Genomic DNA, 14,740 nt, shown 5'->3' with positions numbered 1-14,740 from the left:
ATCTTACTACTGGAGGGATACATCATGACAACAGCAATTACTGTTAACGACTTATATGTTTCGTATAACGGTACGGAAGCTTTAAAAAATATTAGTTTCACCGTCGAAGAAGGCAATTTGGTTGGCATTATTGGGCCGAATGGTGCTGGTAAATCGACACTTTTAAAAGTTTTGTTAAATTTGATCAAAAAGGATAATGGAAAAGTTGAAATACTTGGGAAATCCATTAAAGAAATGAAAACTAAAGTTGCTTATGTTCCACAACGAAGCAATATCGATTGGGATTTTCCAATCACAGTAATGGATACGGTCTTACTAGGGACCTATCCAAACTTAGGAATCTTCAAACGCCCTAAAAAAGAACATAAGTTATTAGCTATGGAATGTTTAGAAAAAGTAGGCATTGCTCAGCTTTCTAATCGACAAATAGGCGAACTTTCAGGTGGACAACAGCAAAGGGTCTTCCTTGCTCGAGCATTGGCTCAAAAACCTGAGATGTATTTTCTTGATGAACCGTTCGTAGGCGTTGACGTTACGAGCGAAGAGAAAATTATCTCGATATTAAAAGAACTCCGAGATAACGGAAAAACAGTAGTCGTTGTCCATCATGATTTAAGTAAAGCTAGTGATTACTTTAATGAACTGATTCTGTTAAACAAAGAGTTGATTGAACATGGGGATGTTGAAAAAGTATTCCAACCTCAAGTTTTAAGTAAAGCTTACACCAATCAATTTCCTTCATTGGTAGGCGAAGAGGTTAGAGTATGATGAATTTTATTGAAGCGCTCATCCAATATGAGTTTTTACAAAAAGCTTTGTTGACATCAATAATGGTTGGCATCATTTGTGGAGTCATCGGGTGTTTTATTATTCTACGTGGGATGGCATTAATGGGTGATGCAATTTCCCATGCTGTGCTACCTGGTGTTGCCCTGTCTTACTTACTTGGCATTAACTTCTTTATTGGAGCTGTATTTACTGGTTTAATAACCGCCCTGGGTATTGGGTTCATTAGCCAAAATAGTCGGATTAAAAACGATGTCTCAATTGGCATCATGTTTACCGCTGCATTTGCGTCCGGCATAATTCTGATTACATTTATGAAAAGTAGTACAGATTTGTATCACATTTTATTCGGTAATGTGCTTGCCGTTCGTCCGTCAGAAATGTGGTCAACTCTGATCATCGGCATTTTCGTGCTCGTCTGTATTTATGTTTTTTATAAAGAACTACTCGTTAGTTCGTTTGATCCGACAATGGCAGCAGCATATGGCTTGCCTACAAAAGTCATTCATTACTTCTTAATGGCCCTTCTTACTTTAGTAACTGTCGCTTCGTTACAAACAGTAGGTATCATTCTTGTAGTAGCCATGCTTATTACGCCAGCCTCAACCGCGTATTTATTAACAGACCGACTGTGGGTCATGATTTACCTATCAGCTGGCATCGGTGTGTTGTCATCCATACTCGGATTGTATTTTAGTTATACGTACAACTTAGCTTCAGGTGCAACCATTGTACTTGCTGCCACAGCTTTATTTATTCTTGCGTTTTTATTTTCACCGAAGCAAGGTTTGGTATGGCGCACGATCAAAAGTGCACGAAAAAGAGAAATGCATTCACAATCATAAATTATTTGGAGGATTAAGATGAAAACTATAAAATATGTTACAGGCATCATGAGCATCCTATTGCTCCTAGTTATTTCAGCATGTGGTAAAGAAGATGAAAATGCTGAAAAAGATCCTAACGAAAAAATTCAAGTCATTGCTACTTATTCAATTGTTTACGATATTGTTAAAAATGTGGGTGGAGACCGAGTAGAAATTCATACCCTTGCTCCAGTTGGTTCTAATCCACATGAATATGATCCGCTTCCAAAAGATGTTCAACTGACAACAGATGCAGATGCAGTATTTTACAACGGACTTAATTTAGAAGCAGGAAACTCATGGTTTGAAAAATTATTACTTACTGCCAACAAAGGCGAAAAAGACTCCCCTGTGTTCCTGATGAGTGAAGATGTTCAACCAAAATATTTGACTACTAAAGGGAAAGAATCTGAAACAGACCCTCATGCATGGTTGGATATTCGTAATGGAATTAAATATGCTGAGAATGCAAGAGATGGATTGATTAAAGTTGATCCAGAACATGCAGATGTCTATGAAAAGAACGCTCAAGCCTACATTGAAAAACTTGAAACTCTTCATCAGGAATCAGTTACACGGTATAATGAAATTCCGAAAGAACAGCGTCTTTTAATTACAAGCGAAGGTGCCTTTAAATATTTCTCTGAAGCTTATGATTTTGAAGCAGCTTATATTTGGGAAATCAATTCTGAAAATCAAGGATCACCGGAACAAGTAAAATCAATAGTTGATTTTATTAATACGAAAAAAGATGCTGTATTGTTTGTTGAAACGAGCATAGACCCTCGTAGTATGGAAACCGTGTCTAATGAAACTGGAGTTCCAATCTACGGTAAAGTCTTCACTGACTCCATCGGTAAGCCCGGTGAAGATGGTGACACGTATATTAAAATGATGGAATGGAATATTGATACGATTTATAATGGCTTGACTGAAAAATAGATTTGCCTGAACCTTTATGAATAATAGTTACTATTTTCCTAGTAAGATTACGATTAAGATTCCACATGTTATACTTGTAACTTGCTGGACGATTTAACTGCTAGTATATCTTCCGGCAAGTCATCTATAACATTAACAATCGAATTGAGAAGGTGAACCTAATGATTGAAATTAAAACATCTACATTAAGTGACGGAGAATTAAATCGTGGCGTTTTTGCAAAACGGGATATCAAAAAAGGCGAACTCATTCATGAAGCGCCAGTTCTCCCCTATCCAAATGAACAACATGAACATGTTGAGAAAACACTTTTAGCGGATTATGCTTTTGAATATGGCATAAACCATACTGCATTGGTATTAGGATATGGCATGTTGTTTAATCACTCGTACAAACCAAATGCCATGTATGATATCAATTTTGATAATCACACGTTTGATTTCTTTGCTTACAAAGATATTAAAGCTGGTGAAGAAGTATTGATTAACTATAACGGAGAAGTCGAAAATGATGATCCATTGTGGTTCAACCAAGAAAACGAAAACCCAACGAATGACTAGCAATTGCTAGTCCGTCGTTGGGCTTTTTTTTGATTAACTTCGGTATGCTTGGAATGTTGTTTTTAATGAAGCAAACGTCCCTATCGCAGCGGCGCTATAAAAAAATCCCATAAAAATTCCAGCTGATAAATTTTGAGGATGACAAATAAATATAGAAATGAACATTCCTATGACTGTTGCACTTACAGGAATGTGTTTACAAGAAATAGACAACAACACCTTGAGTACGATTATTACTATCATAATTACTGGGATTGCCCAAACAGCATCCCAAACATTTGTATGAATAATCGGAAACTCAGTCATTAGGCTATCTCCTTTATGAAGGAGTGTTATTTATAGTAGCCTCTCCATCTGCTTCAAATTTTAACACTAGGAATAGAACTCATTTTATTATATAAGGTCCACTTTAGATTACGTTTTTTTGTGTTAGAGGTTGATTAAGAGATGCTGCAAAGATTGAATTAATGATAGAACGAAAGGACTTGAACAACTTCCTACCGCGCATCTGGACCACCGATTATGGATTGGTGTGCACTTTATCAATCCTGGTATGCATAAGATGGATAACCTTGGTCAGAGTGCAATGAGGGACCTCTAGATTCCCACGCGAAAGGAATGGTCGAAAAGAAGAAGAACTGAGCGTGTCCTTAGGATTTTGGTGGGGCTAACTTCCGAGTCGTGATGTTATGCCAACCTGTGGTGTATACGAGATACATTCCAGTTCAGTGGTAGAATAGATATTTAAGGTTTAAACTGTGGGACTAATTTTTGCATCAATTTTAAAAAAGTAACACCTTGGGAGCATTCTTATTATAGATAAATATAGAAACTGGATTTCAAAATAAGGAGGGATACTATGCCATTTTTTGCAGATATGTTTATTGAACCTGGACAACCAATTGAATATAAAGGAAAAAAATATATTCAGCAGATTTTATTTATGGACCTAAAGAGTTTAAAGCAATAGTCTCAATGATTTCTACTAACTCAGAATATAAGCAAGGATTATCTTTTAATATGACAGGTATGAAAGGTAAATTAACTTATGATGGACATACACTAACAAAAGGTGGATATAAATTCTGCGAGGATAAGGTTCCAAAAGAATTTACAGTTGATGTTAAAATTGAAGAAGGAGTTCTCTTAATAAATAACTTTTGTGATAATACTGGAACTGGTTCATGTGTTTCAGGTTTTTCGGGATTTGCTATGAGAATAGAAGATATTAAAGAAAATAAAAAAAGATACTATTGTAATGATTTTGAACCAAACGATGATTTTGATGATTTAATATTTGAAATAGAATTTATAGAAAGTGAGAAGTAATAAAACAAAATATAAAAAAGAATAACTAAAAAGCCTTAGGAGAATAAATTCCCTTATGGCTTTTTACATGGAGGGTAAGGGAATTGTTTTTAGACTTCTTAATTAGGATTCTTGAGGTCAAATCGTGCTATTTCCTCATCCGCAATATGAATAATTACAAGTGCATCCAGAGAATTTCTTTTTAACTTATTTAATTGTTCTGATGAAGGTGCAATACGTATCTCAGGATTTTCTTCTAATGCACCTAAAACAAAATCAAGTGTATATTTTCCTTCTTGATTTTGTTCAAGAACTGGAGTACCAGTTATCCCCATACCTAAACCTGCTTGTTGTCTATCTTCTTCGTCATACATGTTAAAACCCATTACCTCTGTAGTAACTTCTTGTAACTTTTCGTTAGGTTCAATATAAACTTTTATCCCGTCGTTATATTCGAATGTTTGGCTATTAATTTTCTCCATTCCACCCAGAACCTTCTTACCAGTATTCTTTAATACGAAATCGTAACTAAGTGAAATAGGTTCTATAATTTCGCCTTTCTTATCTCCAGAAGTAATACTTACTCCCCCTGATCTATCATCTCTTATTTCAACAGATGAACTTATGAGTTCTACAGATTGTTTACTTGCGCAACCGGACAACATCATTAGAACTATGAACATACAAATAAAAGACTTCATACAATCCCCCTTATTATAAAATGTAATTATTCCTATTTTACCATTAATTGTATTAACTTGAACAAAATATTACGACTAACCTGCATCTGTATTTTAATGAGGTCAGCAAAAAAAGCGTTAATCCTTGTTGGATTAACGCACCATTTACCAAATTCGATCAATTAAATAAATGTGAAAACTTACTCAGTAGAATTCTAATTTCCAGAAGGGAATAAATTTAATCTCTTCAGCTTGATACATATTATCTTTGAACATATAAGCAATATGAATTTCACCTAAACCTCCACCTGTAGGTGCTATTGATGCATCTACTATAGCTACTAATTTATCGTCAATAACTTTAAATTTGAGCTTATTTCCAAATCCAACATTTTCAGAAATGTGTGCTGGAACAATACCTAACTCCTCAAAATTAATTTTGGTTTTATTGTTATCAATAGTAATGACTGCTTCTGTATTGCTTGATTTGGTTTTTACATTCTTGTTAATAATAGCCACAGGATTATCGACAAGTACCTCTACTAAATCCCCATTATTTTCATGGAACACATGAACTTCTTGTAAAACTACTCCACTTCCGGTACCTGTTGTTAAAACAATAATTATTTCTTTTTTCCCATCATTATTCACATCACTGTAATAGAGTTCTGGATAATATGTTGGATTAGGTACATTCATCCATCTTGAAAAAAAGTAAGTATGCCCTTTCACTTTGAGTGTGAAATTTGTTAAATCTGTTGTTAAACTCCCCTCTTTTTTTTCAGTTGCGTATAAAGTAAGATATGCTTCGGGTAATTGTCCAACAACTCTTTCTGCTGTATTAGCCTTGGTCACCATAGCCATTGAAACTAATATTATGATTAATATCGGCGACAATTTTATAAAAAAGTTCTTCATACTATTCCACTCCACTTTTTTAATTAGTGTGGTAGAAGCATCTTATTATTATTCATTGATCTTTAAAGGCAACCGGTTCTTCAACTAACACACCATGTTTGCTCTAGAATCATATTTTTCTGTACGATTGAGAATATACCCTTCCAATACAACAATCATTTGGGATAATACTAAGAAATGAAAAAACACTGCGATTTGCAGTGTTTTTTAGAGTTATATTTGGTTGATTATTTTAATAGATGAGTCGATTTCATAAATGCCTCTTGATGAATGATACACGAATATTTGAAGTGTATTCCTTTGAGTTTGTTAAGAATTTCGCTAATTCGATTGGAGTGAAGGGTGGCGACTCCAGCGGAAAAGTGTGTCCAGGTGTGACCCCACAGAGAGCGTAGCGAACGAGGAGGCACACGGACCACCCGCGGAAAGCGTCCGCCCGTAACGGAAATCGACAGTATCTCTGTTTTTAGAATGCTCGTGTTTACATCCAGTTTAATGAATTATGAAATTGACTCAAATGTGCTTCAAAATTTCATAATAAAAATCACATAACCCGTTTAAACATTTTTTCAATTTCATATGTGGAAAAATGAACAATAACAGGGCGTCCGTGTGGACATGTAAATGGATGTTCAGCTTGTCTTAAGTCAAATAGTAGCTTCGTCATATCATCTTTTGTTAAAAAATGATTGGCTTTAATCGAACGTTTACAGCTCATCATAATGGCTGCGTCTTCTCGTAACTTCTTAACATCCGCTTTTCGACCAGTTAGCACTTGTTCCACTAATTCTTTGACAATTTCTTCTTCAAATCCTTTTGGAAACCATACCGGGTAATCGCGAACTATAAAGGTAGTTGGACCAAATTCTTCGATCGAAACTCCAACTTCTTCGAGTTGATCAGCATATTCTTTTAAGCGTAATGCTTCATCGGCAGAATAATGCATCGACAAAGGAATGAGCAAAGACTGCCTCTCTCCCGCTTCGACCTCTCCTACCTTATCACGGAAAAATTCATACTTAATTCGTTCTTGTGCCGCATGCTGATCAATTAAATAAAACCCGTCTACACTTTGAGCAACAATATACGTGCCGTGAATTTGTCCAACGATATCAAGTTCTGGGAATGGCTCTTTAGAGGAAACAGCTTGCATGTTTTCCATTGGAGGAATAAATGGCTCTTGATGATCCATTTGTTCTTTTACCATTGATGTGTCTGATGTTTTGTTAAACGTGTGCATCGAGCGATTTTCTGAATAAGTGGGTTGGGCTGGTTTTGACTTCCATAGATCCATTTGTTCACTTGATGCAATCGCTTTTTTGGGTTTTTCGGCAATTTCCGGTGCTCTCATTATTGAACGAATCGTGTTTCTAATCGTGTCTTCGACTAATTGTTGCAACTCTTTTTCTTTGCTTAATCGAATATGTTGTTTTGATGGATGCACGTTGACATCCGTCAAATAAGGATCACCCACAATATTCAATATGACAAGGGGGTACCGTTCTATTGGTAAGAACGTGTGGTATGCATTAACAATTGATTGTTGCACGCTATAATGTTTTACCCATCGACCATTTACAAAAAGAGTAAGGTAATTTTTTGATGCACGTGTGATTTCTGGTAAGGATGCGTAACCATGGATACGGTAATCAGCTGATTCGCCCTCAAACGGAATCATTTTTTTGGCAATTGCCATTCCATATATTGCAGCGATTACTTGTTGTAAATCACCACGACCATTTGTATGAAGCAACACTTGTTCACCGTGACTTAATTTAAACGCAATAGATGGATAACAAAGCGCCAGTCGATTAATTAAATCGATGATATGTCCTAGCTCTGTTTGAATGGTTTTCATATATTTTAATCGAGCTGGTGTATTGAAAAACAGTTGGGATACTTTTATATCCGTCCCTTTTCGAAGTGCACCTGCTTGCTGTTTTTTCACATGACTACCTTCTATTTCAATACTTGTCCCAGTAGTAGAACCATCAGAAGTCCATAATGCCACTTTAGATACAGAAGCAATACTTGCCAGTGCTTCTCCTCGGAAACCAAGTGTTCGTATACGGAAAAGATCATATTCATTTGCTATTTTACTCGTTGCGTGTCGTGAAAAAGAAAGAATGGCATCTTCTTCATCCATCCCGCTCCCATTGTCTGTTATTTGGATCGTTTGTAACCCCGCCTCTTCTAGATATATATCAATTGAAGTACTACCGGCGTCAATCGCGTTTTCCACAAGTTCTTTAACTACTGAAGCAGGCCGTTCTACAACTTCACCCGCTGCTATTTTGTTCGATAAGGGTTCATCCATTAAGCGTATATGTCCCATGGGATCTACTCCTTTCACACAAGTTTATTTACCGATTTTTTGCTGTAGTTCATATAAAAATTGAAGTGCTTTCATCGGTGTAGTCCCTGAAATATCTAAATCTCGAATCGATGATACTAAATCGTCTTGGACTGGTTCTTTTGCTAATCTTTCTGGTTGTTGCTTAGATTCTTGGAAGAAAGTTAATTGCTCATTGACTGAACTCTGGCTATCTTTACGATCATGTTCTTTTTCAGCCTCAAGTTCTTTCAAAATATCTCTTGCTCGAGCGAGAATCGGTTCAGGTAACTGGGCAAGTTCTGCGACATGGATACCATAACTCTTGTCGGCAGGTCCACTTTTTACTTTATGTAAAAAAACGACTTTCCCATTCTGTTCTACAGCGGCTACATGGACATTTCTCAACTTATCTAATTGTTGTTCCAACTGAGTCAATTCGTGATAATGCGTTGAGAACAAGGTATTGGCACGAATTTCAGTATGAATGTATTCCATCATTGCTTGTGCAAGTGCCATTCCATCATACGTTGAGGTACCTCGTCCAATTTCATCAAATAATAATAAACTGCGTTCAGTTGCGTGAGTTATTGCGTAAGTCGACTCGAGCATTTCGACCATAAATGTACTTTGTCCAGCTGCTAAATCATCGGCTGCACCGATACGAGTGAAGATTTGATCCGTAACAGGCAACACAGCTTCATCTGCGGGCACATAACAGCCCATTTGACCCATGATGACAGTAATGGCTACTTGACGCATAAACGTGCTCTTACCAGACATATTGGGTCCTGTAATTAATAGCATATTTTCTGTTGAAGTCAGCGCACAGTCATTTGGTACATAATGTTGTTTGTTCATCATTTTTTCAACCACTGGATGACGGCCGTTAACTATGGTTAATTCCAAGCCGTCATGGAATGTTGGTTTCGTTAAACGATAATGATCTGACACTTCAGCAAAACTAGAATAGACATCCAGTTCACTTACTTTTGCTGCAAGTTGCTGAACTTGTGGGATATATTTTTTGACCTGCTCACGTATATCGACAAACAGTGAATACTCTAAAGCTAAGCTTTCTTCTTCTGCAGTTAGAATCAGTGATTCCTTCTCTTTTAACTCATCTGTTATATATCGTTCCGCATTAGCTAACGTTTGCTTTCGCTCGTAGCGCGTCAAATCAGCTAAATGGATATTGGATTTGGTAATCTCAATAAAGTATCCAAATATGCGGTTATAGCCGATTTTGAGTCCTTTAATGCCTGTTCGCTCTCTTTCTTTTAGTTCAAGAGCGGCAATCCAATCTTTACCGTTTTTCTTAGCATAACGAAGTTCATCTAAGCGCTCATGGAATCCGTCGCGAATGATATCCCCTTCTTTAACAGAGAGTGGTGGATGGTCCGCAATCGCCTCTTGTAACAAAGCTAAAAGTTCTACGCATTCGTCTAATTGCTGTGCTGCTTTCATTAACGCTGGCTTGGTACTTTCTTTCAATTGCTCTTTTATCAGTGGTATTTGAAGAAGCGATTGTCTCAATTGACTTAGATCTCTGCCACTCGCAGTGCCAAAAGAGATGCGACCAATTAATCGTTCTAAGTCATATACTTCTTTTAAACTTTCTCTGATATCTGCACGAACAAAATAGGCTTCGAGCATTTCGGTAACAATTTCAAGGCGCTCTTCAATTTTCACACGATTAGCTAAGGGTTGGTGTAGCCATTGTTTTAGCTTTCTCCCGCCCATGGAAGTCATCGTTTCATCTAACAACCAATATAATGAACCTTTTTGATCGCCTCCACGAAGTGACTGAACTAATTCCAAATTTCGTTTCGAATGAAAATCAATAGTTAGCAGTTCTTCTTTTTCTTGGTATTGGAAAGCTTGAATATGATCAAGTGAGCGCTTTTGTGTGCGATTCAAGTAATTCAAAAGTCGATAACATACGCCATGAACTGCCTGTGGAATATGCTCAACAAATGACTCATCTGTAGGGGATTCCATCGCAGTCTCTTCGATAGATAATAAAATCGAATTTGCTTCAGCTAAATCAGACAATAGGACAAATAATTGTTCTGGAACTACGAGCTCTCTAATCGATAACGTTTGTAATTCCTGGATCAGATTTTTTTCTGTACCTGTTACAATCGCGCTGGCACCTTCACCTGTCGATAAATCCAAATAGGCATATGCATAGCGATTGTCGTCAATTTCTTCAGCTGCAGCGATGAAATGGTTACTTTTCCCATCCATATTCTTACCTTCAATAATCGTACCAGGAGTGATTAATCGAACAACTTCACGTTTAATCACGCCTTTTGCTTGTTTTGGGTCTTCTGTTTGTTCACAGATTGCCACACGATAGCCTTTTTGAATAAGGGTTTCTATATAATTTTGAGCGGCATGATGAGGCACACCACACATTGGAATTCTTTCTCGACTTCCACCATCACGACTCGTTAACGTGATTTCTAGAATTTGTGATGCCTGAACTGCGTCTTCAAAAAACAGTTCATAAAAATCTCCTAGACGGAAAAATAGAAAAGCATCTGTATACTCTGATTTTACTTGTAAGTATTGTTGAATCATAGGTGTATGGGTGGTCATGTCAAAACCTCTTTCGATTACTAGCGATTCTTCTATTATAACAAAATAACAGAAAAAAAAAGCCGGATTTCCTATCCGGCTTAAGATGATGATGATGACGACGAACTAGATTCGTCAAATGATGAGGTAGACGATGAACTTTCATCTTTATAAGACCATTCTTCTTCGACGTCCTGCGGTTGAACTTGAATGCATACTGTAGTTTCCCCAACGATTTCAGCATGCAATTCTCTTTCTACCGTTACTTTAAATAATTCACCATCGGATGTAATAATGGCTTCCGTGCAATTAGGTTGTTGAACGACTCTTACATGGACGTCCTCGACACCATGAACATCTTCATCCCGGTAATGCAGTTTGATACGCTCTTTGTAAGGCACTGTTTCAGAAAAAACAGATGTTTTGGAATGATCATGATGTGCATACCAGACGTTAATATCATACTTCCCTGTCACTTCAACAAATTTCCCTTGCTTTTTCGCCTGGTGACTGTGGTTAATAACCCAACACCCTAAAATGCTGGAAGGGTTATTTGGTGGACGTAGTGTTTCACAAGCTTCGGCTTTCTTTTTGCCTTTCGCGACGACTGCTTTCGTTACGATTTGACGGACATATTTCAAATTCCATCCTCCTTCGTTCGATTCCTTTTCATGATATGCAGGGGGTGCCCATTAGGTGAACAGAAAAGTCGAAAGCTCCACTATAGTTTGATACAAACTTTGGAAGTTCGACTTTTGTGAGCATTGATGGTTAGTTACATCTAATGGAAGCAGTCGGTAGTTAGAACAGAAGGTAGATAAATTATTCATACTCTCCTCCTTTCCAACAGCAGCGCAGCGAAAACAAAACCATTATAAAAGCATTAAGCTAAGGAACTGGCTCTTTTCTATGGGAAGCTTTGAGATCATGTCTGATTCAATAAGTTAACTTGTATTTGAGACATGTTTGAGCGATAAATCTCCAGATTGAGCGACAAATTCCCGAAATGAGCGATAAATCTTCAGATTGAGCGATAAACCACTCGAAATGAGCGATAAATTTTTCACAATCAAAATTTACACCAAAATATCGTCTCATTAACCAAGTTGACTAGTGGGAGAACAAGCATAATAGATTACATCGAATTAATTCATATGAAGCTCTGCCATTCATAGGCGCTATTTCGATGCTTCGTGTAGGATTCAACCCACCAATATCCAAATAAAAAAACTGTTTCCTCAATGAAGGGAAACAGTTTTTTATGTTTTTATGAACAACTACCTGGTTTGCTATTTTCTACTCTTGAACCCGTTTCGCCACGCAGTACATCGCCTTCAGTTGATTCAATAATTTGGTTTGTGACATTGTTAGAAATTGTGTTAGCAACCAGTTGCAATAAGTCATTCACATCACCTTGTGATTGTTTAAACTCTTGAACGATTGGAAGATCATCAATTTCTACTTCAATTTTCTCGATTTTACCTTCAATTAACGATAATGCTTTTTCTTTACCGTATTGTTGGAAGTTAACCGCTTGTTTTTGAAGGCTTTTTAAACTCGCAATTTTTTCGCGAATTTTTTGATTTTCATTAATTTGTGCTTCTGCTCGTTTAAAGAAATCAACTTCTTCAGTTTGCGCTATCATATCCGCGATTTCTTTTGCTTTTGCAATAATATCGTCTTTTGTGTATTTCGTTGTCATGAGACACCCACTTCTTGGCCAGAAACGACTTCAATTAATTCGCCTTCTAATGACCATGTTTTTGTATTTGTTATTTTTACGCGTGCAAGCTTGCCAATGATTTCATCTCCACCAACAAAATTTACAAGCTTACTCGTTCTTGTATAACCCGCTAGGACGTCTGAATTCCTCTTGCTCTCCCCTTCTACTAACACTTCAACAATTCGTCCCTCATAGGCGCTCATCGCTTTAGCAGAAAAATCATTAACCAGGTTATTCAAACGTTGTAACCGTTGTTTTTTCACTTCCATCGGCACATTGTCTTCCATTTTAGCAGCGGGTGTTCCATCACGTGGTGAATAAATGTACGTAAAAGCATGTTCGAATCCAACTTCTTCATATAAAGACATGGTGTCTTCAAACTGCTCGTCCGTTTCATTTGGGAACCCCACAATGATATCAGTTGTTAAGGACGCATCAGGTAAAGCGACCTTGATTTTACGAACTAACTCTAAATATTGTTCACGATTATATTTTCGAGCCATGAGCTTTAGCATACTTGATGACCCTGACTGAACAGGTAAATGAATATGTTCTACTAAATTGCCTCGTTTTGCAAGGACTTCGATCAAGTAATCATCAAAATCTCGAGGATGACTTGTGGTAAAACGGATCCGAGGTAAATCTACTTGACGAAGATCATTCATTAAATCCCCAAGACGGTATGTGAGATCATCGAAGTCTTTGCCATAGGCATTTACATTTTGACCTAGCAATGTGACCTCTTTGTATCCTTGTGCTGCTAACTGTCTTATTTCTTGAATGATATCTTCTGGTCTTCGGCTACGCTCTTTTCCACGTGTATACGGAACGATACAGTACGTACAAAACTTATCGCAGCCATACATAATATTAACCCACGCTTTTATTTTACCACGACGAACTTTTGGTAAGCTTTCAATTACATCACCTTCTTTTGACCACACTTCAATAACCATCTCTTTTGAAAGATACGCTTCATTTAAAATGTTCGGCAATCGGTGAATATTGTGCGTACCAAAAATCATATCGACTTGATTATAAGTTTTTAATATTTTATTGACAACAGATTCCTCTTGAGACATACAACCACAAACACCAATTAGTACATCTGGATTGTCACGTTTAAATTTTTTATAGTGACCAAGCTCCCCAAACACTTTATTCTCAGCATTCTCTCGAATGGCACATGTGTTTAGCAAAATAACATTTGCTTCTTGTACATTTTCGGTTGGCGTGTAGCCTAAATGCATGAATATGCCTGCCATCACTTCAGTATCATGCTCATTCATTTGACAACCGAATGTTCGAATGAAAAACTTACGACCGTTTCCCATACCTGAAAATTCAGCATCAATGGCAAAATCTTTATGATAAGCGATGTCTTCTTTACCCCGTTTTTTTGCTTCTTTTAAAGAAGGTTGAACATAAACAGATTGAAAATATTGGCTATAATCTTTTTCTGTTTTACTTTTCGATTCTTTTACTTGTGAAGTATGTATGCGTTGCTCTTCATTCATTAGAGAACCCCTTTCATCATGGTCATCACTTCAGACGAAAACTTCATTCTTCTATTATACTGACACGCTAGTCATTCCTACAAGGTACTCGCTTCAATTGTCGATGTTTCGACAAAGAAACTGCAGATTTTCATAATAATTTGATCACTAAATCATTACTTTTTAATGTGAGTATTCAATAACATGGAATATACTAGAAATTGTTTTGAAAACAAGAAAAAACCCAACCTCTTTTTGAGATTGGGTTTTTTATTTTAGACTCGTGTACGCTTTTCAACTAAAAGTTTAATCGCTGTTCGGTCTTCACCAGCGATTACGATATCTGTAAATGCCGGTGAACAAATTAAATCGGCCCCACTCGGTGCGACAAAGCCACGTGCAATTGCAACTGCTTTTACCGCTTGGTTCAATGCTCCTGCTCCAACTGCTTGCATCTCTGCATACCCTTTTTCACGGATAACTGCCACTAATGCACCTGCTACTGAATTCGGATTTGATTTTGAAGATACTTTTAATGTTTCCACT

General features: G+C 36.9%; 14 protein-coding genes. 5 read left to right on the top strand and 9 right to left on the bottom strand.

Translation table 11 applies throughout. From position 1 onward, the window contains the following. The first annotated feature begins 24 nt into the window (after positions 1-24). The 4 genes from ACFPYN_RS02810 to ACFPYN_RS02795 all read left to right on the top strand — a co-directional run bounded on the left by ACFPYN_RS02810 (position 25) and on the right by ACFPYN_RS02795 (position 3,154). Positions 25-768 (top strand): metal ABC transporter ATP-binding protein, encoded by a 744-nt coding sequence (locus tag ACFPYN_RS02810; protein WP_377732395.1) that lies wholly within the window; start codon positions 25-27, stop codon positions 766-768. Beyond that, positions 768-1,631 (top strand): metal ABC transporter permease, encoded by an 864-nt coding sequence (locus tag ACFPYN_RS02805; protein ID WP_377732633.1) that lies wholly within the window; start codon positions 768-770, stop codon positions 1,629-1,631. Before ACFPYN_RS02810 ends, ACFPYN_RS02805 begins: the two co-directional genes overlap by 1 nt. An 18-nt stretch (positions 1,632-1,649) precedes the next feature. Beyond that, positions 1,650-2,594, top strand: a complete 945-nt coding sequence (locus ACFPYN_RS02800) for a metal ABC transporter solute-binding protein, Zn/Mn family (RefSeq protein WP_377732394.1) — start codon at positions 1,650-1,652, stop codon at positions 2,592-2,594. A 161-nt stretch (positions 2,595-2,755) separates the two neighbouring features. Next, a complete protein-coding gene (locus ACFPYN_RS02795) occupies positions 2,756-3,154 on the top strand; it encodes an SET domain-containing protein (protein WP_377732393.1) in 399 nt (132 codons plus the stop codon). Between the two features lie 33 nt (positions 3,155-3,187). Here ACFPYN_RS02795 and ACFPYN_RS02790 read toward each other — a convergent pair whose 3' ends face one another. Beyond that, on the bottom strand, positions 3,188-3,460 hold the full coding sequence (locus ACFPYN_RS02790; RefSeq protein ID WP_377732392.1) for a hypothetical protein: 273 nt from the start codon (positions 3,458-3,460) through the stop codon (positions 3,188-3,190). A gap of 714 nt (positions 3,461-4,174) precedes the next feature. On the opposite strand from ACFPYN_RS02790, the gene ACFPYN_RS02785 reads away from it, so the two are divergent. Continuing rightward, positions 4,175-4,483 carry a hypothetical protein gene (locus tag ACFPYN_RS02785; protein ID WP_377732391.1) on the top strand — a complete coding sequence of 103 codons (309 nt, stop codon included), beginning with the start codon at positions 4,175-4,177 and terminating at the stop codon, positions 4,481-4,483. A gap of 98 nt (positions 4,484-4,581) precedes the next feature. Here the strand turns inward: ACFPYN_RS02785 and ACFPYN_RS02780 are convergent, their stop codons facing one another. The 8 genes from ACFPYN_RS02780 to ACFPYN_RS02745 all read right to left on the bottom strand — a co-directional run bounded on the left by ACFPYN_RS02780 (position 4,582) and on the right by ACFPYN_RS02745 (position 14,739). Continuing rightward, on the bottom strand, positions 4,582-5,163 hold the full coding sequence (locus ACFPYN_RS02780) for a hypothetical protein (RefSeq protein ID WP_377732390.1): 582 nt from the start codon (positions 5,161-5,163) through the stop codon (positions 4,582-4,584). Between the two features lie 183 nt (positions 5,164-5,346). After that, positions 5,347-6,060, bottom strand: a complete 714-nt coding sequence (locus tag ACFPYN_RS02775; RefSeq protein ID WP_377732389.1) for a hypothetical protein — start codon at positions 6,058-6,060, stop codon at positions 5,347-5,349. Positions 6,061-6,604: 544 nt separating this feature from the next. Further along, a complete protein-coding gene (mutL, locus tag ACFPYN_RS02770; protein WP_377732388.1) occupies positions 6,605-8,395 on the bottom strand; it encodes a DNA mismatch repair endonuclease MutL in 1,791 nt (596 codons plus the stop codon). 24 nt (positions 8,396-8,419) lie between these two features. Next, positions 8,420-10,996, bottom strand: a complete 2,577-nt coding sequence (gene mutS, locus ACFPYN_RS02765) for a DNA mismatch repair protein MutS (RefSeq protein ID WP_377732387.1) — start codon at positions 10,994-10,996, stop codon at positions 8,420-8,422. Between the two features lie 80 nt (positions 10,997-11,076). After that, positions 11,077-11,616 (bottom strand): outer spore coat protein CotE, encoded by a 540-nt coding sequence (gene cotE, locus ACFPYN_RS02760; protein WP_377732386.1) that lies wholly within the window; start codon positions 11,614-11,616, stop codon positions 11,077-11,079. 626 nt (positions 11,617-12,242) lie between these two features. After that, positions 12,243-12,677: a RicAFT regulatory complex protein RicA family protein gene (locus ACFPYN_RS02755; RefSeq protein WP_377732385.1), complete on the bottom strand. Its 435-nt coding sequence runs from the start codon at positions 12,675-12,677 to the stop codon at positions 12,243-12,245. Beyond that, positions 12,674-14,215, bottom strand: coding sequence for a tRNA (N6-isopentenyl adenosine(37)-C2)-methylthiotransferase MiaB (gene miaB / locus ACFPYN_RS02750; RefSeq protein ID WP_377732384.1), 1,542 nt, complete (start codon positions 14,213-14,215; stop codon positions 12,674-12,676). Before miaB ends, ACFPYN_RS02755 begins: the two co-directional genes overlap by 4 nt. 254 nt (positions 14,216-14,469) lie before the next feature. Then, positions 14,470-14,739 (bottom strand): stage V sporulation protein S, encoded by a 270-nt coding sequence (locus ACFPYN_RS02745; RefSeq protein ID WP_377732383.1) that lies wholly within the window; start codon positions 14,737-14,739, stop codon positions 14,470-14,472. Position 14,740 lies beyond the last annotated feature (1 nt).

The sequence above is a fragment of the Paenisporosarcina macmurdoensis genome, assembly GCF_042658845.1.
In the GTDB taxonomy this organism is placed as follows: domain Bacteria; phylum Bacillota; class Bacilli; order Bacillales_A; family Planococcaceae; genus Paenisporosarcina; species Paenisporosarcina macmurdoensis.
The sequence above is the reverse complement of the archived record's forward strand: the minus strand, read 5'-3'. Positions and strand labels throughout refer to the sequence as shown.